27 protein-coding genes and 3 riboswitches are annotated in these 25,266 nt (G+C 40.8%); of the genes, 8 read left to right on the top strand and 19 right to left on the bottom strand.

Annotated features, from left to right (window positions below; genetic code table 11):
- Window positions 1–9 precede the first annotated feature (9 nt).
- The 4 genes from HNR31_RS07495 to HNR31_RS07480 form a co-directional block, all read right to left on the bottom strand.
- Window positions 10–1,461: an ABC transporter ATP-binding protein gene (locus HNR31_RS07495; protein ID WP_181555636.1), complete on the bottom strand. Its 1,452-nt coding sequence runs from the start codon at window positions 1,459–1,461 to the stop codon at window positions 10–12.
- 16 nt (window positions 1,462–1,477) lie between these two features.
- On the bottom strand, window positions 1,478–2,065 hold the full coding sequence (locus tag HNR31_RS07490; RefSeq protein WP_181555635.1) for an ECF transporter S component: 588 nt from the start codon (window positions 2,063–2,065) through the stop codon (window positions 1,478–1,480).
- On the bottom strand, window positions 2,052–2,747 hold the full coding sequence (gene tenA, locus HNR31_RS07485; RefSeq protein WP_181555634.1) for a thiaminase II: 696 nt from the start codon (window positions 2,745–2,747) through the stop codon (window positions 2,052–2,054). The genes HNR31_RS07490 and tenA overlap by 14 nt, the downstream gene beginning before the upstream one ends.
- 133 nt (window positions 2,748–2,880) lie before the next feature.
- Window positions 2,881–2,988, bottom strand: a riboswitch (TPP riboswitch).
- A 64-nt stretch (window positions 2,989–3,052) separates the two neighbouring features.
- A complete protein-coding gene (locus HNR31_RS07480; protein ID WP_181555633.1) occupies window positions 3,053–3,376 on the bottom strand; it encodes a YbjQ family protein in 324 nt (107 codons plus the stop codon).
- A 154-nt stretch (window positions 3,377–3,530) separates the two neighbouring features.
- Here HNR31_RS07480 and HNR31_RS07475 point away from each other — a divergent pair, with 154 nt between their 5' ends.
- On the top strand, window positions 3,531–4,715 hold the full coding sequence (locus tag HNR31_RS07475; protein ID WP_181555632.1) for a class I SAM-dependent rRNA methyltransferase: 1,185 nt from the start codon (window positions 3,531–3,533) through the stop codon (window positions 4,713–4,715).
- 29 nt (window positions 4,716–4,744) lie between these two features.
- On the opposite strand, the gene HNR31_RS07470 is transcribed toward HNR31_RS07475, so the two are convergent.
- The 6 genes from HNR31_RS07470 to HNR31_RS07445 all read right to left on the bottom strand — a co-directional run bounded on the left by HNR31_RS07470 (window position 4,745) and on the right by HNR31_RS07445 (window position 12,281).
- Window positions 4,745–5,272: a YfiT family bacillithiol transferase gene (locus HNR31_RS07470; protein WP_181555631.1), complete on the bottom strand. Its 528-nt coding sequence runs from the start codon at window positions 5,270–5,272 to the stop codon at window positions 4,745–4,747.
- Window positions 5,273–5,610: 338 nt separating this feature from the next.
- Window positions 5,611–7,275: a glycoside hydrolase family 13 protein gene (locus tag HNR31_RS07465; RefSeq protein ID WP_181555630.1), complete on the bottom strand. Its 1,665-nt coding sequence runs from the start codon at window positions 7,273–7,275 to the stop codon at window positions 5,611–5,613.
- Window positions 7,276–8,137: 862 nt separating this feature from the next.
- Complete coding sequence (locus HNR31_RS07460) at window positions 8,138–8,302, bottom strand: hypothetical protein (protein WP_181555629.1); 165 nt, start codon at window positions 8,300–8,302, stop codon at window positions 8,138–8,140.
- A gap of 422 nt (window positions 8,303–8,724) precedes the next feature.
- Window positions 8,725–9,642: a 2-dehydropantoate 2-reductase gene (panE, locus tag HNR31_RS07455; protein WP_181555628.1), complete on the bottom strand. Its 918-nt coding sequence runs from the start codon at window positions 9,640–9,642 to the stop codon at window positions 8,725–8,727.
- A gap of 364 nt (window positions 9,643–10,006) precedes the next feature.
- Window positions 10,007–10,210, bottom strand: a complete 204-nt coding sequence (locus HNR31_RS07450) for a YbdD/YjiX family protein (RefSeq protein WP_181555627.1) — start codon at window positions 10,208–10,210, stop codon at window positions 10,007–10,009.
- A complete protein-coding gene (locus HNR31_RS07445; RefSeq protein WP_181555626.1) occupies window positions 10,203–12,281 on the bottom strand; it encodes a carbon starvation CstA family protein in 2,079 nt (692 codons plus the stop codon). The genes HNR31_RS07450 and HNR31_RS07445 overlap by 8 nt, the downstream gene beginning before the upstream one ends.
- Before the next feature lie 320 nt (window positions 12,282–12,601).
- On the opposite strand from HNR31_RS07445, the gene HNR31_RS07440 reads away from it, so the two are divergent.
- The 3 genes from HNR31_RS07440 (at window position 12,602) to HNR31_RS07430 (ending at window position 16,899) form a co-directional block, all read left to right on the top strand.
- Window positions 12,602–13,063: a hypothetical protein gene (locus HNR31_RS07440; RefSeq protein WP_181555625.1), complete on the top strand. Its 462-nt coding sequence runs from the start codon at window positions 12,602–12,604 to the stop codon at window positions 13,061–13,063.
- A 166-nt stretch (window positions 13,064–13,229) separates the two neighbouring features.
- Window positions 13,230–13,426, top strand: a riboswitch (cobalamin riboswitch).
- A gap of 126 nt (window positions 13,427–13,552) precedes the next feature.
- A complete protein-coding gene (locus HNR31_RS07435) occupies window positions 13,553–15,838 on the top strand; it encodes a ribonucleoside-diphosphate reductase subunit alpha (protein WP_181555624.1) in 2,286 nt (761 codons plus the stop codon).
- Between the two features lie 20 nt (window positions 15,839–15,858).
- Complete coding sequence (locus HNR31_RS07430) at window positions 15,859–16,899, top strand: ribonucleotide-diphosphate reductase subunit beta (RefSeq protein WP_181555623.1); 1,041 nt, start codon at window positions 15,859–15,861, stop codon at window positions 16,897–16,899.
- Window positions 16,900–16,943: 44 nt separating this feature from the next.
- Here HNR31_RS07430 and HNR31_RS07425 read toward each other — a convergent pair whose 3' ends face one another.
- The 3 genes from HNR31_RS07425 to HNR31_RS07415 form a co-directional block, all read right to left on the bottom strand.
- Complete coding sequence (locus tag HNR31_RS07425; RefSeq protein WP_181555622.1) at window positions 16,944–17,630, bottom strand: TerC family protein; 687 nt, start codon at window positions 17,628–17,630, stop codon at window positions 16,944–16,946.
- 13 nt (window positions 17,631–17,643) lie between these two features.
- Window positions 17,644–17,916, bottom strand: a complete 273-nt coding sequence (locus tag HNR31_RS07420; RefSeq protein WP_181555621.1) for a YkvA family protein — start codon at window positions 17,914–17,916, stop codon at window positions 17,644–17,646.
- 313 nt (window positions 17,917–18,229) lie between these two features.
- Window positions 18,230–18,688, bottom strand: a complete 459-nt coding sequence (locus tag HNR31_RS07415; protein ID WP_181555620.1) for a flavodoxin — start codon at window positions 18,686–18,688, stop codon at window positions 18,230–18,232.
- Between the two features lie 180 nt (window positions 18,689–18,868).
- Here HNR31_RS07415 and HNR31_RS07410 point away from each other — a divergent pair, with 180 nt between their 5' ends.
- Window positions 18,869–19,759: a DMT family transporter gene (locus HNR31_RS07410; protein ID WP_181555619.1), complete on the top strand. Its 891-nt coding sequence runs from the start codon at window positions 18,869–18,871 to the stop codon at window positions 19,757–19,759.
- A 23-nt stretch (window positions 19,760–19,782) separates the two neighbouring features.
- Complete coding sequence (locus tag HNR31_RS07405) at window positions 19,783–20,091, top strand: antibiotic biosynthesis monooxygenase family protein (RefSeq protein ID WP_181555618.1); 309 nt, start codon at window positions 19,783–19,785, stop codon at window positions 20,089–20,091.
- Window positions 20,092–20,135: 44 nt separating this feature from the next.
- Here HNR31_RS07405 and HNR31_RS07400 read toward each other — a convergent pair whose 3' ends face one another.
- From HNR31_RS07400 to HNR31_RS07380, 5 genes are all read right to left on the bottom strand, one after another.
- Window positions 20,136–20,456 (bottom strand): DMT family transporter, encoded by a 321-nt coding sequence (locus HNR31_RS07400; protein ID WP_181555617.1) that lies wholly within the window; start codon window positions 20,454–20,456, stop codon window positions 20,136–20,138.
- A 59-nt stretch (window positions 20,457–20,515) separates the two neighbouring features.
- A riboswitch (guanidine-I (ykkC/yxkD leader) is annotated at window positions 20,516–20,617 on the bottom strand.
- A 188-nt stretch (window positions 20,618–20,805) separates the two neighbouring features.
- A complete protein-coding gene (locus tag HNR31_RS19260) occupies window positions 20,806–21,027 on the bottom strand; it encodes a DoxX family membrane protein (RefSeq protein WP_373367381.1) in 222 nt (73 codons plus the stop codon).
- Window positions 21,028–21,216: 189 nt separating this feature from the next.
- The gene (locus tag HNR31_RS07390) at window positions 21,217–22,083 is read right to left on the bottom strand and encodes a VOC family protein (protein ID WP_309505641.1); all 867 of its coding nucleotides are present in this window, start codon (window positions 22,081–22,083) and stop codon (window positions 21,217–21,219) included.
- A 68-nt stretch (window positions 22,084–22,151) separates the two neighbouring features.
- Window positions 22,152–22,787 (bottom strand): NAD(P)-dependent oxidoreductase, encoded by a 636-nt coding sequence (locus HNR31_RS07385; protein ID WP_181555616.1) that lies wholly within the window; start codon window positions 22,785–22,787, stop codon window positions 22,152–22,154.
- A 114-nt stretch (window positions 22,788–22,901) separates the two neighbouring features.
- A complete protein-coding gene (locus tag HNR31_RS07380; protein WP_181555615.1) occupies window positions 22,902–23,342 on the bottom strand; it encodes an Rrf2 family transcriptional regulator in 441 nt (146 codons plus the stop codon).
- Window positions 23,343–23,557: 215 nt separating this feature from the next.
- On the opposite strand from HNR31_RS07380, the gene HNR31_RS07375 reads away from it, so the two are divergent.
- Entirely contained in the window at window positions 23,558–24,124 is a 567-nt protein-coding gene (locus HNR31_RS07375; RefSeq protein WP_181555614.1) for a glutathione peroxidase, read from the top strand.
- Window positions 24,125–24,361: 237 nt separating this feature from the next.
- Here the strand turns inward: HNR31_RS07375 and HNR31_RS07370 are convergent, their stop codons facing one another.
- On the bottom strand, window positions 24,362–24,688 hold the full coding sequence (locus HNR31_RS07370) for a 2Fe-2S iron-sulfur cluster-binding protein (protein ID WP_181555613.1): 327 nt from the start codon (window positions 24,686–24,688) through the stop codon (window positions 24,362–24,364).
- A gap of 102 nt (window positions 24,689–24,790) precedes the next feature.
- Here HNR31_RS07370 and HNR31_RS07365 point away from each other — a divergent pair, with 102 nt between their 5' ends.
- Complete coding sequence (locus tag HNR31_RS07365; RefSeq protein WP_181555612.1) at window positions 24,791–25,255, top strand: hypothetical protein; 465 nt, start codon at window positions 24,791–24,793, stop codon at window positions 25,253–25,255.
- The last annotated feature ends 11 nt before the right edge of the window (window positions 25,256–25,266 follow it).

The following is a 25,266-nucleotide window of genomic DNA, read 5'->3' as shown; positions in this document are numbered from 1 at the left end:
TCTTCCTCCTTACACGGACAATAAAGCGCCTTTTGTATGATCTGTCACAAGCTGTTCATCGGAAACAAGTTGTCCGTCTTCAATCACCCATCTTCGCGTCGCAAAATGCGTTACGATATTCTCATCGTGGGTGATCATCAGAATCGTCGCACCTTGCTCGCGATACGACTCTAACAGCTCTAGCAGCGCAAACGTATTTTTCGCATCTTGACCGAATGTCGGCTCATCTAACAAAAAGATTTGTTGCCCGCTTACAATCGAAGCAGCCACGCTAAGCCGGCGCTTTTGCCCCATCGATAGTTGGTACGGATGTTGGTCTTGCTGCTCTTTCAAATGAAACATTTGTAACAAGCTCTCGACGGTCTCAGCAATTTCTGTTTTAGAGCGCTTCTCAAGCCGGAGCGAATACGCCATCTCTTCCCACACTGAATTGGTGACAAATTGAAACTCCGGATTTTGGAATACAAATGCAATAAGGCGAGCGAGCGTTTTGAATTGTTCGCTTTGCTTTCCAAACAGCTCATACACCCCGTCGGTTGGAATAAGCTTCATGAGCGCATGCAATAGCGTGCTTTTTCCTGCTCCGTTTTTTCCAGTAATAGCAATCCATTCACCCGACTGAACAATCGCTTGATCAACACGAATTTTTACTTCTCGATTTCGATATCCTTGAAAACGTTCGAGACGAATCACTTCATCCTCTCGAACAGCAGGTTGACGACGTTTTCGTTGTTTGACATACTCGTCCCATATACCGGGATACCAAATTCCTTGATCAGCAATCACGTCTTTATAATCATGAAACACGGTTGCCGCTTCACCATCTGCAATGATTTCACCATGATCATTAAACAAAATGATACGGTCAACAAAATCCAGCACCTGTTCAATTTTGTGTTCAACAATAATGACTGTTTTATTATGGGCGATTTGCTTAACCGTCTTCCAAATTGATTCTGTTCCTTCGTCATCAATCATCGCTGTTGGTTCATCAAGAAACAACACGTCGGGCTGCAAGGCAAGAACAGAGGCAAGTGCGAGTCTCTGCTTCATCCCCCCGGATAATGTTTGAATATCCGTATGCGGCGTCAAGTGCAGCCCAACCTCTTTCAGCAATTCTTCAATCCGGCCTTTCATTTGTTCGCGCGGCACGCCAATATTTTCAAGTGCAAAAGCAATTTCCTCATCGACAAACGGCATGCAAAATTGGGAATCAGGGTCTTGAAATACGTATCCCCAGTTATCCGGAACTTGAACGTGTTTGGCTTTCATTGGGATATCCACCGAATGCGGAATCAATCCGGAAAGCACTTGCAACAGTGTTGATTTTCCGCATCCCGATGGACCAAGCAACAACACTTTTTCCCCTTTGTAAAACGACACTGATAAATCTTTAAACAATAACGTGTCTTTTCCGGGAAATTTCAAACGTAACTGTTCAACCGATGCAATCCGTTCCATCTGTTTGTTTCACCCTTTAACGATCTAACGCGTCGTAATCTTCCTTGGAAGCCGGGCGAACCATTTGTGTGACTCCTGTCACTTCTAATGCTTTTACTAATGAAGAAGCAAAGACACCGGAAATAACGATGGCGCCGACAAAGCGAGCAATGAGAAATAATGCGAGATTCCAAGGAGCCAACGCTTCAATATACCCTTTGTAAAAATCCATAATCAATGAACCGATGGTAGAACTAATCGCTGCTAATGAAACAACGAAGAGATCAAAACGCTTATAGCGAAACGTCGCAAATACTGCTTCCGCACACAATCCTTGCACAACGCCGTAAAGCAATACTTCAAGTCCCCACTCGGATCCCATAATAAACTCACCGGAAGATGCAGCAATTTCCGCAAGAAGAGCTACCCCTGGCTTACGAATAATGAGAAAAGCTACGGACGCTGCGATAAACCACATTCCATAGATGAGTTGGTCCAGATGAAAGCCAAACGGTTTGACAAAATAGTAAAACGGTCCCCATAATTTATAAACAATTCCAAATACAATTGAAATCACAATCGTTGTTAAAATATCCGCTAATTTCAATCCTTTAGTTGCTGACATGCTCTGCTGTCTCCTTTCTTGTTACTGGCCATGTTTCTAGGTGATATGCCATTTCCCAAAAAGCATATTCGTACTGGCTGCTAATGATAAAATGCTGTTCCATCCGCTTTCGATCAGCTTCCGTTACAGTTTCTGCAATCTCATCCAATCGAGCAATTTGTTCTTCCACTAAACTTCGAAACCACTCGGACCCATAAGCGGCAATCCATTGTTGATAAATCGTCTCTTCCGGCTTGCAATCTTTCAAGCGCTCGCCAATCTCATAATAAAGCCAATAACACGGCAAAATCGCCGCAATCACATCTCCTAAATGCCCTTCGTAGGCAGCGCGATACAAATGTGATGTATACGCATATGCCGTCGGCGCCGGAATAAACGAAGCTTTTTCTTCTTCCGTAATTCCAAGCTGCTTCGAAAACTTTTCATGTAACGATAATTCGGCTTGATACGTATTTTGTGCATGATGTGCCATGCGAGCGGTCGTTGATAACTCATTTGCTCTTGCCGCCCCAAGCGCCTGCACTCTTGCAAAATGACTTAAATAATATGAATCTTGTAAAACATAATAACGAAAACAAGCAATATCGAGCGTCCCTTCACCGAGTTCCTTGACAAACGGGTGCTGAAAGCTCGCTTCCCAAATTGGGTTGGCAGCCTTACGCAACAGTGTTGAAAATGCCATCAAAATCCCCTCCAAAACATAAATGTATGAAACATGTAGAGCGGGCCCATATTCTGCATGTTTCATTAAATAAAAACCCACTTTCTTTACAAGCGTAAAGAAAGTGGGTTAGAAACCGTAAACAAGCAAAAGATTCCTGCCACTTCCACTTCCCTACGCTGGTATAACCCAGATCAGGTTCTAAGGGTCTCAAAGGCACACTTTGATCTCAGCCTATCTAAAGGCCCCCCTAGTGGATCGTGCTGCTTATTTAATTTTACTGTTTGAGTTTATCATATCACGGCTAGAACGGTTGTCAAGTCATTTTACTCTTCCTCAACGACTACTGCCGTTCCGTCGTACGACAAAATTTCTGACGTGTTCGCCATAATGGCGGCTGTCGTTAGCCTCACCCCAATGATCGCATTCGCCCCTTGCTGTTTCGCCTCTTCGATCATGCGGTTAATCGCAATCTGTTTCGCTTCCTCCATCATCTCGGTATACGCTTTAATCTCTCCGCCGACAATCGTTTTAAAACTCGCCATAATATCTTTTCCGATATGTTTCGATTGAACGGTATTTCCTTGAACAAACCCTTTATACTCTTTAATTTGTTTTCCCGGTATGTAATCGGTCGTCGCAATAATCACCGTATCCCTCTTTTCTTCCATCTATGTTTATCATTATTCTACGTTTATGAAAAAAGTCCTTCCAAATTACGACAAAAGCTGACAGAATTGCTTCTTTCCCAGCAATTCTGTATCATAGAAAAAGCAAATCATTACAGGTAATGGAGTGGAGAATGTGGCAAAAGTATTTCTGAAACGAAAGCGAAAAAAACGTCTCGAACAAGGCCATCCTTGGATATTCCAAAGTGAAGTTGACTATATTGAAGGAGATTTTAAACCGGGCGACTTTGTCGAGGTTTATAACCATCAAAATTACTTCTTAGCTAAAGGCTATATTAATCCAAAATCGCAAATGATTGTGCGCGTCCTTACGCAAAATCCAGAAGACGAGTTAAACGAGCAGTTTTTTCTGAACCGCATTCGCAAGGCGTGGGCGTATCGTGAGCGAATGATTCCCGGCGTTCGTTCTTGCCGTGCTATTTACGGAGAAGCTGACTTTTTGCCTGGCTTGATCGTCGATAAATACGAAGATGTGCTTGTCGTACAAATTTTGTCGCTTGGTATGGAAAAACGGAAAGATTGGATTTTAAACGGGTTGCTGGAAGTATTTAATCCAAAAGCGATTTATTTGCGCAATGATGTGTACGTCCGCGAGCTGGAAGGGCTCCAACAAGAAAAGGGATTTTGGTACGGGCAATGTGAGACGGAAGTAATGATTGAAGAAAACGGCGTTAAATATATTGTTGATATTGAAAACGGACAAAAGACCGGATTTTTCTTTGACCAGCGTCAAAACCGCGCGGCAATTAAACCGCTCATCGACAGTAACTCCACCGTATTAGACTGCTTTACCCATACAGGATCATTTATGCTCAATGCGTGCTTGTATGGAGCAAAACATGTGACCGCTGTCGATATTTCTGAACATGCCATCGAAACAGCGAAACGCAATGCTGCATTAAACGGATTTACAAACGTTGATTTCGTCGTCGCCAATGCCTTCGATTACTTGCGAGAAGCGGTTCATGAAGGAAAAAAATGGGATGTAGTCATCATTGATCCGCCAGCATTCGCCAAATCCGCTCACGCTGTCCCAAAAGCACTAGGTGGATATAAAGACATCAATCTCAACGGCTTAAAGCTTGTGAGAGACGGCGGCTTTTTCGTGACGGCAAGCTGCTCGTATCACGTCCATGCCGATATGTTCCAAGCGATGATTGAGGAAGCGGCGTTTGATGCGAAAAAGATTTTGCGGCAAATTCATTGGAGCGGCGCCGGCTACGATCATCCGAAACTGCTTGCCGCCGATGAAGGCGACTACCTAAAATTTGCGATTTACGAAGTGCATTCACGCAGATAACGGACATCAAGACTGATGTCCGTTTTTGCTTACCATCCTTTCTGCGTTCGCAAATTTCTAATGTGTGCGACATGATGCTTGCCGTGCCAAGCAAACATCGCAACACATGTATACAATTCTAACTCTGTCTTCATCGCAGGATGATAAAGCTTGCGTTTAAAATCTTCCAGTGGTAAAGATTCAAGCAAAGCTGTCCATCTTTCATGAAGCCCTTCTAGCAATTTAAGCGAAGATTCAATTGGGAAAGCACGCGCCTCCGCTGTCTCGGCCCAATCGTTCTCTTCAAAAGGTTTTACAGTAGGAAGCTCCTCCGTTACGATAAGTTTTGTACGAATAAACGCATTCATATTCGCATCAGCAAGATGATGCACAACTTGAGCAACCGTCCATCCTCCTTCACGATATGGCGTGTTTAGCTGTTCATCATTCAATCCGCTCACCGCCTCACGCAACTGCTTTGGCAGCATTCGAATATCAGAAATCCACTGCTTTACATCTTCTTCACGGAAAGACGTTGGCTTTTCAAATTTGCCGATCGGGTAGCGAATATGTTCCATTTCTCATTCCTAGTTACTAAAATCTATAAAAAAGATCTACTAGCCGCGATGGAACCAAGAAGCACCGCATAATGCTCGGATCCTCACCCAAGCTGCCATCAAAAAGAGAATCCCTTTGCCATTCCCTCGCTGTGAAAGGCACTCCGTGGTTCATTTCAACAGTAGCTTTCGTCATGTCTCCTTCAGTTCATGGCAGGATTTTAGTAACTAGGCTACACCTCCTCTTATTCTTTTTACAACTTGCTCTTTTACGAGTTCAACGGACATATACATATTTCCTTCCTTGAATTCCTTGAAGAAAAAAGGCAAGCATCATTGCTTGCCCTTTCTATCACTATTTACTTTAACAAATACACCCGCGCCTCATATGGCTTCAACTTAAAGCGTGTTGTGTTTTTATGAGGTTTTACTTCGTAGTTTTGCAACACTAAATCATCCGAAGACAATTTGATCGCATCATAACGATAAAGAGCAGGCTTGTCGCTCAAGTTGACAATAATGACGGCTTTTTCGTTCCCGAGTGTTCGTGTGTAAGCGTAAATCGCTTTATCTTTTTCTAAAATTACATCGTACGTTCCATAAATAAGAACATCATTTTCTTTGCGAAGGCGAATCATTTTTTTATAAAAGTGAAGAACGGAATTAGGATCTTTTAACTGTGTTTCTACATTAATCTCTTTGTAATTTTCATTTACACCTATCCATGGTGTTCCGGTTGTAAAACCAGCATTTGTTTCATTCGACCATTGCATCGGTGTCCGTGAATTATCTCGTCCTTTTTTCCAAATGACTTCCATGATTTCTTCATGTGAACGCCCTTTTTCCCGTTCCAGTCGATAAAAGTTTTTCATTGCGACATCATCGTATTCATCAATAGTTTCAAAGCGGACATTCGTCATGCCAATCTCTTGCCCTTGATAAATAAACGGCGTTCCTTGCATCAAAAAATACATCGCGCCAAGCGCCTTCGCACTTTCGGTAAGGTATTCCTTATCGTTTCCCCACGTCGAAACGGAACGAGGCTGATCATGGTTCTCTAAAAATAATGCGTTCCAGCCTCGGTTTTCAAGACCTTTTTGCCATTTCGTCAGCGTGCGTTTCAACTGACGAATATCAACTCCACCGTCCGTTCCTTTTTCCCATAACCCTAAATGCTCAAACTGAAAAATCATATTAAAAATTCCGTTCTTTTCGCCGGCCCATTCTTCCGCCTGCTCGACTTTGACGCCATTTGCTTCCCCGACGGTCATAATATCGTATTGCGCAAACGTTTGCATTTTCAGCTCTTTTAAATACTCCATAATCCCTTCTTGGTTCATATGACCAGCGAAGGATGGAACATAATCAAGCCCTTTGGGATTCGGTAAATCCGGCAATCCGGGCTTTTTCTTAATATGAGAAATCGCATCGACGCGGAATCCATCAATACCTTTATCGAGCCACCAATTAATCATCTCATATAGTGCGCGTCGCACTTCTTCGTTTTCCCAGTTTAAATCCGGCTGCTTTGCATCAAATACATGTAAGTAATATTGATCGGTTTTCCGATCATATTCCCAAGCCGATCCGCCAAAAATACTTTCCCAGTTGTTCGGCTCTTTGCCATTTTTTCCATCGCGCCAGATGTACCAGTCACGTTTTGGATTATCCCTTGATGAACGCGATTCAATAAACCAAGGATGTTCATCACTTGTATGGTTAATGACAAGATCCAAAATAACTTTCATACCGCGTTGATGAATTTCCTCGAGCAACAAATCAAAATCTTCCATTGTTCCAAACTCTTCCATAATCGCATGATAATCGCTAATATCATAACCATTATCGGCGTTCGGTGATTGGTAAATCGGACAAATCCATATGATATCGATTCCAAGGTCTTTTAAATAATCAAGCTTTTGTATAATTCCACGAAGATCCCCGATTCCATCACCATTAGAATCCATAAAACTTCTTGGATAAATTTGATACGCTACTCCTTCTTTCCACCATACCTTGTTCAAGGCTGTATCCTCCTCTTTTATCTGTATGCGCTTTCAACATTACTCTACACTACATCACCACAATATACAATGCATTTTATGAAAAAAGGAATTTTTTATACCAAAAATGGTACTACTTACCGATTTAATGTTTAAAAGCGAATTGACCAATACGTAACAACATTTATCTAAGAGCACCATGGAACTAATAACCGCATAGCCATTTAAGAATATGATTTTGCAAGAATGGTAACGACAGCAGAAAAGGCTTCAAACGAATTGAAAAACAAGATAATTGTTTAGTGATATAGTTGATAATCAGCACTTTAAATGGAGCTGTCATTTTTTGCGATGGATCTTTCTTGAGCACAAGATTATCCAGACACGGCCAATGGCCCCCTTTAAAGTAAAGTGGAGAGACGTTAGCTTTTTTAGCTGATTATACGATGACAGCCCTGCTTATATCACAATCCACATCAATCCTATATTCGCTTTTATCTTTCATTCTTATGCTGAGTGTCTCAAAAAGAAAAGGGCTCTCCTTTTCAGTCGCATATAAACGCGAATGAAAAGATTGAGCCTACTTCGAATGCTGTTGGAGTGTGATTTCTATCTTATTCAAAAACGCTTGAGTATATATCTACCTCCAATAGAAAATGCGAAAATCAGTGGCACATGACTGGATATGTCACAGTTCTTGCTTTTTCACGATTTTGATAAGTTTTTCGTTCGTCATCATGGAAGCTTTTGAAATCGACCGATCACCAGTGCCTTGACTTAAAAAATTCTGGCTAGTGTGAAAGCAATTATAAATCTCGATCAAATATTTGTGGATTGACTAGATTATCATCTTCTATAAAAACAATTGCGTTTTTTAAGGACGTCATAAAACCTGCAGCAAGTTCCAAAAATTACAGCCGATTATGATCCCTTCCGCAACTCCTTCACTGATGATCTGGTCCTCTAACGCACGATTCTCTTGATCGATATCCCATTGATCATCACTCCACGTTTCCGCCAGTTCGATCGCAAAAGCCCCCTCCTCCACGGCACATCTTGAAAATAGTGAAGGGGTATCGTCAAATCCCTTTTTCATAGCAAACGCAGAAAAAGGTAAACCGCTGTAAGAACGCGTTGATTAACGCTGTTAATCTCAGAATATCTGCCTAATATTTTAGGATTTTTCTTGATTAAATCGTAATCAAATATATTTCAACAACTGATTGCAGTTAAACCAGCCGAGCGTTGTTAAAATGGCTTTCACATAGTGCCAGCAAACGCTTCATACAGGATTCACCCGGAGACGAGAAAAATTCATCAATCTCATACATATGTCTTCCAAAAGAAACCATAACCCCTAACGATTCTAATCGCTGTTTGGCAGCTGCTCCGTCAAGGCAATGCTCATGCTGCTTGATGGAGCAATAATTCTTATTTTAACTTATTCGGAATCATCGATGTGTTTCCTTTTTATGCTCGGTTCTGGTCATAAATTTTCAGATTATGGTAAACCGCTTTTAATAGTGGTGTCGGAATCTTATACTCTTTTGCTAGCTTCAATAAATACCCTTGCAAATGATCCGCTTCTACCATTTGTCCTTTTTCCATGTCGCGCTGCATGGAAGACTTCATCTCTGAAGACATTTCGTTCATTTGTTCCAATTGCTTCTCCTCAATTCCATCCGCAATTGGAGCACCGTGCGCTCTCATAACAGCGCCGATTTCTTTCGCCAACGCTAATATGATGTCCTGTCCATACTCCCCGGCACGAATCGGACCGATCGGAGCACGAAATAATGTTGTAACCCCTGACATCGTCGCAATGAATAAATATTTATGCCACATATCGGTAACAATTTGCTCGCTTAAGCGAAAGCGGGCATTGCAGTTTGAAAACAACTCTTCGAGTTCATTCACTCGCTCTGTCCGTTCCCCTGACCATTCGCCAAATCTTACATCATGAGATGGACTCGTTTGAATAATTGATCCTTTCTCATCTAGTGTCGTTTCGATAAAACAGAGACCGCCTAGTACGTTCTCTTTTCCAAACTCACTCCAAAGTATATCCATATGCGCCATTCCATTGAGTAATGGCAAAATAAGTGTATTCTTGCCGACATATGGTTTCACATCCCGGATCGCTTCACGCAAATGGTAGGCCTTATTAGAAAATATGACCACATCAAATGGCTCTATCTTCTCTCCTGTTACGAGCGTTGTCGGCTTCAGCACAGCAGTCCCATGAACGCTTTGAATGACTAACCCCCGTTCTTGTAGTTGTTTCTTTCTTCTCTCACGTACAAGAAATGTGACATCAACCCCTTTTTCTAACAATCGACCACCGAAATATCCACCAACTGCCCCGGCACCAACGACTAGTATTCGCATCACTAATTCCCCCTTATGCAATGACATAAGCTACACATACCAACAGTAATACAAATGGATGAATGCAAACTAATGACAAAGCAAAACAAAATCTCGGTTTCGCCGAAAAACTGCCCACGCCCTGTAGGCCAGCGGCGAAATACCGCCATCTTGGCCCTCACGATGTGCAAATGTTTCTTCTTTGCCCTGAGCGATTGGGCGCTGAAGATAGGAAAATTTTCACTTCTTAATCTTTAAACAAAGGCAGAATTACAAAATCCAAAAAATATCATTGGCCATGAGCTCGCTAACGAAATAGCAGCAAACATCAAAAAATCACATCCTCATTAAGGAAAAAGAAAGGGAAACAAACAGTCCCCTTTCTTTAACAACAACGCGATACTTTCCCACCTTTGCCGTTATATCTCGCCTCTTGTGCTTCGCAAAAAAACTCTTTTCGTGACTTAATCGGCTCTCCTGGATGATGTGTCTTCATATGCTCGACATATTTCTCGTAATTCGGTACACCAACAAGCAAATCAAGAAATTGTTTCCGATAGGCTAGAACCTTTTGAAAAAACTTACGCATAATGCTTAACCTCATCTCCTGCATCTCTTGGAATATAAGGTGACTCTTTTAATGATGCATGTTTGTTTCTTATTACTTTCATCCATATATTCAAAGACGAAATGAGCATCGCAATAACAACAAGCATGAAAATCGCACAAAGCGTAGCATCGATATAATCGTTCATAATAATTTGATTCATCTGTGCTTCATTCGTTGCTGGCGCCAAAATTTTCCCCTGACTTAAGGATTTTTTAAATTCGTTCGCATGGGCCAAAAATCCAATCTTTGGATCACCGTGAAATAATTTTTGGAATCCGGCCGTCATAGTAACCACTAAAATCCACGTCGTCGGGATTAATGTTACCCACACGTACGCCTTTTTGCCCATTTTAAATAAAATGGTTGTCCCTAATAAGAGGGCAATTCCCGCTAGCATTTGGTTCGCAATGCCAAAAAGCGGCCATAATGTATTGATACCCCCAAGTGGATCAATAACTCCTTGATACAAGAAATATCCCCAACCCAATACGCATAACGTAGTCGCAATAATATTTGCTAGTAAAGAATCGGTTTTCGCAAGCGGCTTATAGAAATGTCCAAGAATATCTTGAATCATAAAACGTCCTACGCGCGTCCCTGCATCGATAGTAGTTAAAATAAACAACGCTTCGAACAAAATCGCAAAATGATACCAAAACGCCATTAACGTTTTACCGCCAATGATTTTTGATAAAATTACCGCCATGCCAATGGCTAGCGTAGGTGCTCCTCCTGTACGAGACAATATCGTTTGTTCGCCGACATCCTTAGCAAGCTCTTGTAAAACGTCTGGAGTGACAGTAAATCCCCATGACGACACCGTTTGTGCTGCTTGCACAACATCTTGGCCGATCGCCGCTGCAGGGCTGTTGATTGCAAAATAGACTCCCGGCGTCAACACGCATGCAGCGATTAGTGCCATTACCGCTACAAAAGATTCCATCAACATCGCCCCATATCCAATCGGACGGGCATGGCTTTCAAGCTCGATCATTTTAGGTGTCGTTCCGGATGAAACGAGCGCATGGAATCCGGAAACCGCTCCGCATGCGATCGTAATAAATAAGAATGGGAACAAATCACCCGCGAAAACAGGTCCAGTACCATCGATGAATTTTGTAAGCGCTGGCATTTGCAAGTCCGGTGCAACAACAAGAATTCCTAACGCCAAACCGACAATCGTTCCAATTTTTAAGAATGTACTTAAATAATCACGCGGTGCAAGCAATAACCATACTGGCAACGCTGAAGCAACAAACCCATAAGCGATCATTAACAGCGCAATCGTTTCACCTTTAAAAGTAAACATATTTGCTAATGTTGGATGTTCCGCTACATGCTGACCGGCAACAAGCGACGCGATTAATAGCACAAATCCGATCAAGGAAGCTTCGGATACCCGTCCCGGACGAATATAGCGCATGTAAATGCCCATAAAAATGGCAATTGGAATCGTTGCCGCAATTGTAAACATTCCCCACGGGCTTCCTACAAGCGCTTTCACAACAACGAGCGCTAATACCGCCAATAAAATAATCATGATTCCTAAAATCCCAAGCAGTGCGATAAAGCCCGTAACCGGTCCTATCTCTTCTTTAATCATTTCGCCAAGTGATTTTCCATCACGGCGCATCGACGCAAACAAAATAATGAAATCTTGTACTGCTCCAGCTAAAACAACCCCGACAATAATCCAAAGCGTTCCCGGCAAATATCCCATTTGCGATGCTAAAATTGGACCGACAAGCGGACCAGCCCCGGCAATCGCTGCAAAGTGGTGTCCGAATAATACCCACTTATTCGTCGGCACATAATCCTTTCCATCGTTAAACACTTCCGCAGGTGTTTTCCGATTGTCATCAAGTTGAAACACTTTTTGAGCAATAAATTTGCTGTAAAAACGATATGACACTGCATACACGCATACAGCAGCTACAATCAGCCAAATGGCGTTGACCGTCTCCCCGCGTTGTAACGCTAAAACGGCAAATCCAGCTGCCCCAAGGACAGAAATCAGCCCCCAAAGTAAAATTGATTTGATTCCTCTCACGCTTGTTTCCCCCTTTGTGTCTCTTCAAACCCCATTATACTAATTATTCTGAAAAATTGGAAGAATATTTCCCAAACTTCCATATGAAAATTCGGCCAATCTGCCCGTTAACGTTGCCGTACATCGTTAAGCTAGTATTCGTTTTAGACTCTTTACTATTTAAAAAAAGCATAAAATACATCTTTTTGCAAAAAATGTAATTGAAATAACTTTTTTTATACCCAAAACGAAGGTGTCCATATAAAACCAAGGGAACGATCACCTTTTTCAGTCAAATGTCTTCTCAACCAAACAAAATTACAAGTAAAGGGTTAAAGAACGTGAAAGCGATTGAACAATTATTATGGAGCATTGCTTTACCAGGATTTGGGCAATTCCTTAACAAAAAATACTTTAAAGGCTCAGTGTTTATCCTCTTAGAATTTCTCATTAACATGCAATCTGGATTTAACGAAGCAATTCAATTAAGTTTTTTAGGGAAAAACGTCGAGGCAGCCAAAGTTATCGACTTTCAATGGCTAATGTTCTATCCTTGTTTATACTTTTTCGCTATGTGGGACGCCTATAAAGATGCAGGTGGAGGAAAATCTATGTATTCCTCTCTTCCATTTGTTTTTGCCGCTTATTTTGTCACGGTAGGACTTATGTATTCACCTCACATAACCATTTTCGGTATATTTTTCGGTCCGATTTGGCTTCCGATGTTATCGGTCATTCCCGGTGCCATTATCGGATTTTCTCTTAAATCGTTGCTCACAAAATTAGATAGGTTATCAAAATAAAAAACAAGAACATCTTTCCCTTCCTCTCGGATAACACGTATCCTATCAGAAGACCAAAAAAACATAGTTGAAATTTCCATTGATTTATTATATGATGGTACCAGCACCTACACCAACACAATATATTGTGTTGGTACCCCAACAAACAAACTACATATAGTTTTCGATCAAAAACCGCAAGCAATGGTGTCCGAATGGACTTAATAGGGAATCTGGTGCGAATCCAGAACTGTCCCCGCAACTGTATGTGTGGACGAAATGGAAATTCCACTGTATACGAAGGCTCCTGCGGCGCGTATACGGGAAGGATCCAAAGTAGGAAGAAACACGAGTCAGGAGACCTGCCTTGCTTGTTACGTTTCACATTCTTCGGGGATTGAGAAGATGAAACGATGGTTTAAGAAGGGCTTTTCGTATACCCTTTTTACGCTATCGTTTCATCCACTCAAACTTGAGTGGATTTTTTTATTGGGATGAGGAGGAGAAACAATGAGCTTACATACGAAAACAACAATAATCACGACGGAAACAGGACAAACAGAACCGTTTTCGCGCGAAAGACTGATTTCTTTTATCCATGACGTAACCAAAGATTTTCCACACTTACAGACAGACGAATATGTCAATCGAATCATTCAAGCGATTGAAAGTAGAGACCGCCTTTCGTCTGAACAAATCGCTCATTTGCTTATTCTTGAAGGGCTGTCTTATATTAACGAGGAAGAGCCGGATTGGACGTTTGCTTGTGCACGAATGTATTTGAAGCGTTTGTACAAAGAAGCAGCAAAAAACCGTGGATATGACACAAACGAGCGTTATGGTTGTCTTTATCATTTGATTACGACGCTCGTTTCGAAAGGCGTTTACAGTCCATCTCTTCTCGACAATTATTCAAAAGACGAAATCATCGAACTTTCCAAACTGATTGACCCAGAAAAAGACAAGCTATTCACGTACATTGGCATTCGCACGCTTGCGGATCGCTATCTTGCGCGTGACTTTGATCGAAACTTATATGAACTGCCACAAGAGCGATTTTTAATCATTGCGATGACATTAATGTCCCAAGAACCAAAGCAACTCCGTTTCGATTTAATCAAGGAAGCGTATTGGGCATTAAGCCATTTATACATGACCGTTGCCACGCCTACTCTTGCCAATGCCGGAAAAAGCTACGGACAATTATCGAGTTGCTTTGTAGACACAGTAGACGATAGCTTACAAGGAATTTACGACAGCAACACCGATATTGCCAATCTCTCTAAATCAGGCGGCGGAATTGGCGTCTATCTTGGTAAAATTCGTAGCCGCGGCAGCGACATCAAAGGCTTTAAAGGCGTTTCATCAGGGGTCATTCCATGGATGAAACAATTAAATAACACCGCTGTCAGCGTCGACCAATTAGGGCAGCGAAAAGGAGCCATCTCCGTTTATTTAGACGTCTGGCATAAAGATATTTTCGCCTTTTTAGACGCCAAATTAAATAACGGCGATGAGCGAATGAGAACGCATGATTTATTTACCGGCGTTTGTATTCCTGACTTGTTTATGGAACAGGTCGAGAAGCGCGGTGATTGGTATTTGTTTGATCCGCATGAAGTACGCAAAGTGATGGGATTTAGTTTGGAAGACTTTTATGACGAGGAAAAAGGCAGCGGCAGCTTCCGCGAAAAATATTGGCAATGCGTTCATGAGCCGAACTTGTCCAAAGAAAAAGTGCCGGCAATTGAAATTATGAAAGGGATTATGCGCAGCCAGCTTGAATCCGGAACGCCGTTCATGTTTTACCGCGATGAAGTCAACCGAAAAAACCCGAATGCTCATCTCGGTATGATTTATTGCAGCAACCTTTGTACAGAAATCGCGCAAAACCAAAGTCCGACTATCGTCGAGCAACAATATACAAAAGACGGAAAAATTATTATCGAAAAAACACCGGGCGATTTTGTCGTCTGCAATTTATCATCCATCAATCTTGCACGTGCGGTGACCGATAATGTATTAGAACGGCTGATTCCGATTCAAATGCGCATGCTTGACAATGTCATTGACTTAAATAACATTCCTGTTTTACAAGCACAGTTGACCAATCAAAAATACCGCGCTGTCGGACTTGGAACGTTCGGTTGGCATCATTTGCTCGCATTAAAAGGCATTCGCTGGGAATCGGAAGAAGCGGTTGACTATGCAGACAAGCTATACGAAAAAATTGCCTACTTAACGATTCAAGCAAGCATGGAACTCGCAAAAGAAAAAGGAAGTTATCCAGCTTTTGAAGGTTCCGATTGGCAAACAGGCGCTTATTTTGCCAAACGAGGATACGATCGCTCATCAAGCCTTGATTGGGACACTCTAAAAGAACAAGTGAAAATGAACGGCATTCGTAACGGATATTTAATGGCGATCGCTCCGAATGCGTCAACATCGATTATTGCCGGAAGTACTGCCAGCATCGATCCAATCTTTTTAAAAGTATATGCTGAAGAAAAGAAAGATTACAAAATTCCGGTTACGGTACCGGATCTAAACTCAGAAACGACTTGGTACTATAAATCTGCCTATCACATTGACCAACGCTGGAGCATCAAGCAAAATGCTGCCCGTCAGCGCCATATCGACCAAGCGATTTCCTTTAACATTTACGTCATGAACACCATTAAAGCAAAAGAGCTTCTTGACATTCATCTCACCGCTTGGAAACTCGGACTCAAAACAACGTATTATGTACGCTCAACTTCCAGCACGATCGATGAATGTGAGTCATGCGCAAGTTAATAATAGAGGGGGAATTTGTTGTGACACATACATTAACAAAACGAGTGATTATGGATCCGGAAGCGCCAAACCGCTCAACGCGAATTATCAACGGAAAAAGCTCGAATGTCCTGAATTGGGACGACATTGCCTATCCGTGGGCATTTGCCAAATATAAACGGATGCTAGCTAACTTTTGGACGCCGTTTGAAATTAATATGTCCCAAGACGTTAAACAATTTCCGCTCTTAACCGACGATGAAAAAGATGCATTTTTAAAAATTATCGGGCTGCTAGCGCTTCTTGACAGCATTCAAACCGATTACGCCGGCAGGGTCGCCGATTACATTACCGACTCTAGCATTAATGCGCTCATGATTATGCTTGCCCAACAAGAAGTTATTCACAATCACTCGTACTCATATGTTCTTTCGAGTCTTGTAACAAAAAGCAAGCAGGATGAAGTGTTTGAGTTTTGGAGAAACGAACCGATTTTGCGAAAGCGAAACGACTTTGTCACAAACGGATACAAAGAATTTGCCGAACATCCAAATGTGGAAACTTTATTAAAATCGATTGTCTATGACGTCATTTTGGAAGGATTGTTTTTCTATTCAGGATTTGCCTTCTTTTACAACTTAGCGCGCAACCAAAAAATGGTCGCCACAAGCACAATGATTAATTACATTAACCGCGATGAGCACATTCATGTCGACTTATTCGCAAAGATTTTCAAAGAAGTGCTCAGCGAATATCCTGAATACAACACACCCGAACTCGCTGCATTCGTTCAGCAAACCTTCATGAAAGCAGCCGAGCTAGAAATCGAATGGGCCAACTATATTATTGGCAATAAAATCGACGGCATTAACATGGAAGACTTGAGCGCCTACATTAAGTTTTATGCCAATGTCCGCTGCCATCAGCTAGGCTTTGAACGCCCGTTTGAGGGTTATCGGACAAACCCTCTTCGCTGGATTAAAGCATACGAAGAAGTCGATCTCGGAAAATCGGACTTCTTTGAACAAAAATCACGACAGTATACAAAAGTGAATATTGATAACGGATTCGATGAATTATAACACAAAAAAGCCGCCAACTTACTGTTGGCGGCTCATTTGATAAATCATCCTTGCTCTTTCAAGGCTCCTCGTTTATTTTCCCTTGCTTTTTTCATCGTACCAGCAATGATAACCCCTGCCACAACAAGTAGCTCAAATCCATACTTCACAATCGGGTTCGCAAAATATCCCTCTAAAAACGGCTCATCAACGATCATTTTCGAAGCAGTCCACGCAAGTACTCCCGCCCCGATGGTAACAATGATCGGGAATCGTTCAATCCATTTTAAGATCAATGTGCTTCCCCACACGACAATCGGAACAGAAATTAACAGTCCTAAAATCACTAATAGAGGGTTGTTGTGTGCAGCTCCTGCTACTGCTAATACATTGTCCAATCCCATTAACGCATCAGCAATAATAATCGTACGAATTGCTTCCCACATGCTGTTCCCAGCTTCCACATCATGTCCTTTTTCTTCGACAAGAAGCTTATACGCAATCCATACTAGCAACATGCCGCCAACAAGCAATAATCCCGGAATTTTCAGCAACCATACGACCGCTAATGTCGCTAAAGCCCGAATGACAATCGCTCCGACCGTTCCCCAAATAATCGCTTGCTTTTGCTGGTGCTTCGGTAAATTTCTCGCTGCCAGTCCGATAACAATCGCATTATCCCCTGCTAACACAAGGTCGATAATGACAATGGACAGAAGTGCTGACAAAAATTCCATAGAAAACAATTCCATGTATCATTCCTCCTTAAACACCGTATTTATTTTTTAAGTGAGAAGGTGCCATCTTCACAATTTGTTGGAAAATAAACATAAGTACCGTTACATCGTCTATGATTCCAAAAATACCAAGCCAATCTGGAATAAGATCAAACGGAAATACGATATATCCGACGATAAACAACATAGAGATGATCTTTTTGTAAGCAGCGACTTCCTTAGATCGAAAAAATTCTATTAAAAATGGGATAAATCGGCGAATTTTCAAAACGAACCGCAGCCTTTTAAATAATTTTCTCATCACAACCTCCTCGTGCATTAAAGAATAAAATCCACCTCCCCTATATTTTTACCTACTCGCCCCCTTTCCTTTCTTTTCTAAAACAAAAAGACCTTTACCGATTTGGTAAAGGTCTTACATAAAAACAGACCTTTACCAAGTGGTAAAGGTCTCGCTAACAACGCTAACGTTGCCAACAAAGCCGAGGGCATCTACCCTGAACTGACGACTTTGCTGTAAAAGCTACTCCCCTTTGACATGGACCAACATATACGTTTGTAATTTCATGATAATGGATCCTTTTTATGCTGTCAATAAAAATTCACTATCTTCCCTATGCTTGTTCAGTTGCGACTACGCTTTGCACGAATCGTTTTCCAAACTGTTTGCATGTTTCTCTCTCTTCATTGCTTGGCGCTAATTCAATTTTTAAACCTTCCAACACCACTTCTGCACCTATCTCTTTTAATTTGTCTATCAAAATGTCAACTGCTGCACCATATTTTTCATAGTTGGAATCGCATGAACCAAATACGGCTGCTTTTTTTTCGGATAAATCAATATCTTCCATATCATCATAAAAATCAAGGAAATCATCCGGCAACTCCCCGTCTCCCCATGTATAAGCTCCGAGAAGAATACCATCGTATGCTTCTAATTCCTCCGCATCCGCATCTAACACTTCCTTCACTTCTATGTCAAAGCCTTCTTCCTTAATCCCTTCGACAATGGCATCCGCCATTTCTTCCGTATTTCCTGTCATGCTTGTATAAACCATAATCAATTTCGCCATCGTGATTCCCCTTTCAAAAATAAAAACGATAATCATTATCAATTAAAATTTTATTTGATAAAGATTCTCATTGTCAATCAGAACTTTTCACATCAAACAAGAAATATACCTCCAAAATATGTTATAATCCAAAAAGATTAGTAGATGAAAGAAACCACTTTGCATCAGGAGAGGAAAACAATGAACGCAAAAGAGCTAACGGCTTTATTTCTCCTTGCCGCTCTATGGGGAGCATCCTTTTTATTTATGCGCATTTCTTCCCCTGTCATCGGTCCTGTTCTCACTATAGAACTAAGAGTGCTTTTGGCTGGTATTGTTCTGTTGCTGTATGCTTGGCTATTCAAAAAAGCGATGAATATAAAACAACATTGGAAAGAGTACCTCATCATCGGTGCTTTAAATGCAGCGATCCCGTTCACCTTCATCGCTACAGCAACCTTGCACTTAAACGCTTCATTAGCAGCTATTTTCAATTCAACGACTCCTTTGTTTACTGCTCTCGCATCTCTGTTTTTTCTAAAAGAGCCGCTCAATGCGAAAAAATGGATCGGAATCGTATTCGGAACATTCGGAGTTTTCGTTTTAATGGGATGGAGTCCTGTCCCCTTTTCCATTCAAACAACGCTTTCGGCATTATTATCAATTTTAGCAGCACTATCATACGGCTGCGCAGGAGTATATGCAAAAAAAGCATTGACGGGAGTTTCTTCATTATCATTGGCGATTGGTCAGCAATTAGGAGCGTCCATTTTATTGCTTCCTTTAGCCATTGTTCATATTCCAACGAAACCAGTTTCGTCTACGGTTATCTACTCTGTGCTCGGACTCGCGATCTTTTGTACAGCAATCGCGTACTTATTCTATTTCTATCTTCTTGCCAACGTAGGTCCAACGAAAACGTTAAGTGTCACATTCCTTGTTCCCGTATTTGGAGTCATCTGGGGAATGATTTTCTTGCATGAGAAAATTACCATCGGAATGATTGCCGGCTTAGCCATCATTTTAACGAGCATCTTTCTACTATCTGATATTAAAATCGCTGTAAAACGGCAGGAATCGTTAAAAGGATAATTTTTGAAAAGCGAGGGATCCAAATGGAAAAACCATACTATGCAGTCATTTTTACTTCTGAGCGAACAGAAGGGGATCACGGTTATGAGGAAATGGCGGACAAAATGGTCGAATTAGCCTCCAAGCAGCCAGGCTTTCTAGGAATGGAAAGCGTCCGCGACAAAACAGGACAAGGAATTACCGTTTCGTATTGGGACTCTTTAGAAGCAATCCAACGTTGGAAAGAACATGAGGCACACAAAACAGCGCAGCAGAAAGGAAAACAGGTATGGTACAAACATTTTTCTGTAAGAGTGTGTAAAGTAGAAAGAGAATATTTTTTTGAGATGTAAAAAACAAACTGGCTGCTGAATCCATAGCAGCCAGTTCGTTTTTCTCAATGTCCCGACGTCAATTTCAACCCGATCAGCCCCACCAAAATAAACAGCAAAAAAATAATCCGCGAAGCATTGACGGGCTCATTTAAAAATGCCATTCCGATAATCACCGTACTGAATGCTCCGATTCCGGTCCATACGGCATAAGCTGTTCCTATCGGCAATACTTTCGTCGCAAGTGATAAAAAGTAAAAACTGATGATCATGCCCGCAATCGTAATAACAGACGGAACGAATCGTGTAAACCCCATCGTATATTTTAACGCAATCGCCCATACGGCCTCAAAAATGCCGGCTATCATTAAATAAACCCACGACATATCCACACTCTCCTTTCACTAAAAACAAAAAAGCCACGACAGAAATATCATCAAGATACTCCTCCCGGGCTTTTGTCCCTCCGTGTACACAGTAACCCTGCGCGTTTTCTCTCGGTCACAGACTGGTTGCAGATAACCACGGAACCCTAGAAAACTTTCAATAGATATATAGCGATTGTTCAACAAAACTTATGTTAATCTTAGCACAAATACCTTTTTCTAATCAATTAATATCTCTCGACTGTAATGAAAAGGATTGATCATAAAGACTCACACATAAGAAGGATTAGACACTTTTATTTATATTGATTTCTGTTCTCCCTTTCATCCATCGGTCCACAGAAAGCGGCTATTGTTCACTAAACGCAAGATAAACAGAGATCGCTAATAAGGCAAGATCAAACTCCCACCCTGCCGTCTCGCCATTGCCTAAAAATCCAGCAGCAAATTTTACTTTAACAATCGCTCCAACCATCAACAAAGCAAACAACACGGCAACGAGTCTTGTTCCTATACCAATGATTAAGGCAATCCCACCAACAACTTCAAGCAAAGCTACTCCGTATCCCATAAATCCTAGTAAACCAATACTGCCGAACCATCCCGCTTTGAAACTTTATAATGCCATGGAATAACAAAATCACCGCTAACGTAACGCGTAAAATAAAAGCTCCTATTTCCTGCCGTGTTATCATAAAGATCTCCATGATTATTTTTATTTGGGAAATCGTTAAAGAGAGAATTGTTAAAAAATTATTTTTTATTCTTTTACTTTTACTTTCAACTGAATTTGATTGCCTGATGGATCTTTAACAAATATAGTTTGTTTCGCAAGTTCAAATGTCACTCCGATATTTTTCAGCTGTTCGGCGACCTTTTTCAGTTCATTTTGATTCGGCAATAAAATTGAGAATAAACGCAACCCAACTGCATTCTCTGGCGGTTTTGGTGCACCGATTCCAGCCCATGTATTAAGACCGATATGGTGATGATAGCCTCCCGCCGATACAAATAGTGCGTGATTTTCCATTCTTATCGTTGCTTCAAATCCCAGGCCATTACGGTAAAATTCATCTGCCTCTTGAATATTGGCAACATGCAAATGGACATGACCAATTCTCGTTCCACTTGGAAGACCTGACCAAGGGGTATTGCCAACTTCAACAAGCAATCCGTTCACATCAAGCGGCTTGGTAACCCCTTTATACTCGCCATTCTCTGTTCTCTCCCACTCATTTTTTGGTCTGTCGGCATAAATTTCAATTCCGTTACCGTCCGGATCAGCAAGATAAACCGCTTCACTAAATTGGTGGTCAGACGCTCCTTGTAACGGATACCCCTTCTGTAGCAGATGCAGAAGCGAGCGGGCTAAGCTAGCACGATCCGGTACTAAAATGGCAAAATGATATAACCCTGTTGTGCCGCGCGGTTTCAAAACGGCATCTGCCTGTTCCTCTAAAACTAATAAAGGAGTAATGCCATCGACGGTAAGTGTTACGATGCTTCGTTCTTGCTTTAGTATTTGAAAGCCTATCATTTCACAATAAAAACGGATGGAGCGTGAAAGGTTGGACACGATCAAATGAACGTGCCCGATTGTTGTAGCTGGATGAATCATTTTTTCCACTTTTGAACTCCTCTCTTTCCACTTTTATCTTCAATTAATATAGTTTTGTTTCAAGATATAAAACCTGCTTAATACGCAACCGTAAATCGCATACGATAAAACCGTGGATTCTCTGCTTCATCAAGGATTGCAACCGCATAATCCTCAGCTGATATACGGCTTTCTCCCTGTTCATTTACAACAAGTCGATCTGTACCTGTGCGGTATTTTCCAGTCCGCTCTCCCGGTTCAATCATAGCCGCTGGGCTTACACTCGTCCAATTCAATTCTTTTTCTTGGCGGTAGATTTCTAATGCATCACGATGTGCAAGTGCAATCGGTTTGATAAAATCAGGAAATTCAGGTGTATCGACAAGCTGTACTCCCGGCTCAACCTCCAAACTACCTGCCCCTCCGACGGATAAGAGACGGCTTACTCCAGATTTTTTCACTCCGTTGATTAATGAACGGGTAGCCTCCACTAACGCCTGCTCCTCTCCCGCTTTTGGTCCAAATGCGCTAATCACTAAATCATGGCCACGAACAACACGAGCGATACTTTCTTCATCAAAAATGTTACCAGTAACTATATTTAAACGCTCACTTTCTACCTTCACACGAGATGGATCACGAACAATCGCGGTTACTTCATGCCCTCTTGATAGAGCTTCCTTTAAAATACGTTGACCAATCATTCCTGTAGCTCCAATTAACGCAATCTTCATGACGGCCATTCATCCCTTTCTATTTTATGATTTTGAAATGAAAAATGGAGGTTTTCCTTCAGTAGTACTGTGCTGTAACCATTTTTGTTACAACGATCTTAAAAAAAAATTAAATTATTGTTTTCCTTGTTCAATCTGTTTAGCCAAATTATTTACTAATTCTTCCAAACTGATTTCTTCTAATATTTTTTCCATTGCTGCTTGCGCGCGGAGCAAAATAATTTCGAGCACAGCGTGAATATTCGCTCCTACTGGACAATTGGGATTAGGGTGCTCGTGAAATTGGAACAATTCTCCCTCTTCCACTACTTCCACGGCCCGATATATATCAAGCAACGTAATTTCCTTTGTCTCTTTCAAAAGATATGCCCCACCTGTTCCAGGCCGCACATCCACTAAACCAGCTTTTTTTAATTTCCCAATAATTCTGCGAACAACTACCGGGTTGGTGTTGACACTACCGGCAATCCATTCTGAAGTGCAATGTGCACTCTGTTCTATCGCTAACAAAGATAAAATGTGTACTGCTACTGTGAAACGGCTACTGATTTTCATATATTAACCTCCATGTAACAATTATAGTTACAACAAAAACAAAATGTCAAGTTGCAGTTATTCCTAATTTCTTATCAAAGAATAAATACTGGTCGTAGTCTTTATTGAAAATTCTAAAGCAAATCTTTTTACATTTTAATTATAATATTAAATAATAATTAATATAAATTAATAATTAATATAAATTAATAATTAATATAGAAGGAGATGAATATATGTCCATCTATCATTTTGAAGTAAAAAAACCTAACGGCCAAACAGTCTCATTATCTGATTATAAAGGAAAAGTGCTTTTGATTGTCAATACCGCCAGCAAGTGCCACTTTACCCCTCAGTTTCAAGACTTGCAGAAGCTTTATGAAAAATATCGCGACTATCATTTTGAAATTCTCGGCTTTCCGTGCAATCAGTTTGGCGAACAAGAACCAGGAAGCAATGAGGATGCCGTTGCCTTTTGTCAGCTCAATTACGGTGTAACGTTTCCGATCTTTTCAAAAATTGAAGTGAATGGCAATAATGCTCATCCATTATTTCAATATTTAAAGAAAGAAGCACCTTTTAGAGGTTTTGACGAAACAAGCGCAACTGCAAAGATTTTAAAACTAATGATTTTGGAAAAAGCACCGCAATGGCTAATGGGCGATGAAATCAAATGGAATTTTACAAAATTTCTTATTGACCAAAATGGAAAGGTAATTCGCCGATATGAGCCAAATGAAGAACCTGTAGATTTTGAAAAGGACATTGCTGAACTGCTCGTTTCACAGATGCAAAATCATTAGTCAATATCATAAAGATGACCTGCTTCATTTACTGAAGCAGGTCATTATGGTTTTGACTTAAGTGTTCCTCTTCACGTTTTTCTTGTTAATACAACATTCCTTACGAAAGTAGCGGGATTTTACAAAACTCAACACCCAAAAATATTATTAATACATCACATCTTACTTTCCTTTATGAGGCCACTAAGATTGAAAAAACAGCCTTATCGTGTGTCTAAATACAATAAGATGTCTAATTTACTTGATTCTGGCTTGACACGCCAAACGCATGTTTACATTCTGGGATTTTTCCAGCTCTCTTTTCGTTCTCCGATATAATAAATTCTGTCCCTCAAGAACTTCAACCGCACACCTCCCGCATGTTCCCTTCCTGCATTTATAATCTAAAGGTATCTCTTGCTTTAAGGCTATATCCAGCAATAACTCATTTGAAATAGGTAACAACTGAAAAGGTCGATTATTTTGTTTTATTTTAATCACACTTTGCATTGTACTAGGAAATTCTGCGATCTCCATTCTTTGTTTGTTTTTTATTAGTGACCCCACTGTTAATCTTCTCTCCATATAATATAACCCCTCCCTAAAATTACCACGTGTTTTTGAAAATGAATATCATTTATAATTTAGTTGAGAATTGTTATCATATCCAAGAATGGAGGCATCTTTGTGAGGATCCAAATTAATGGTTTACGGGATATACATGCGATTTTATCCAACCAAAGAAAACTCGGCGGAGTCATCGAAACTTCTTTTCTTCGTCTTCGTTCAGGAGAAGAATATCCATATGCCTGCATTACCCATGTAGACCTTTTAGGTTCAAATTATTATTCCATTGGCTTTGTAACAAATGAAGGAAAAAAAATGATTGTAAACGTTAACGAAGTGAGTGTCATCTCCTCTCCAGAGCATAAAAAAATATCCGAATTAAAAAATTCAGTATATAAAAATTTGGTTATTAAAGAAAAATTCAAATACTTAAAACGTCTTTTCGATATCCATCAAGGAAGTTATACCATTCACTTTCTAAAAGAAGTAAAGATGATCATCGATGATATAGGCTTTGATATTCCTGACCCAGAGTTATCTTCCATGATTTCGAAAATAAAAGATCAATTCAAATCAATTGCATAAATTTCAATATA

This window comes from Thermaerobacillus caldiproteolyticus (assembly GCF_013761245.1).
Taxonomy (GTDB): Bacteria; Bacillota; Bacilli; order Bacillales; family Anoxybacillaceae; genus Thermaerobacillus; species Thermaerobacillus caldiproteolyticus.
Note: the sequence above shows the minus strand (reverse complement) of the source record. Positions and strands in the feature narration are given on the sequence as shown.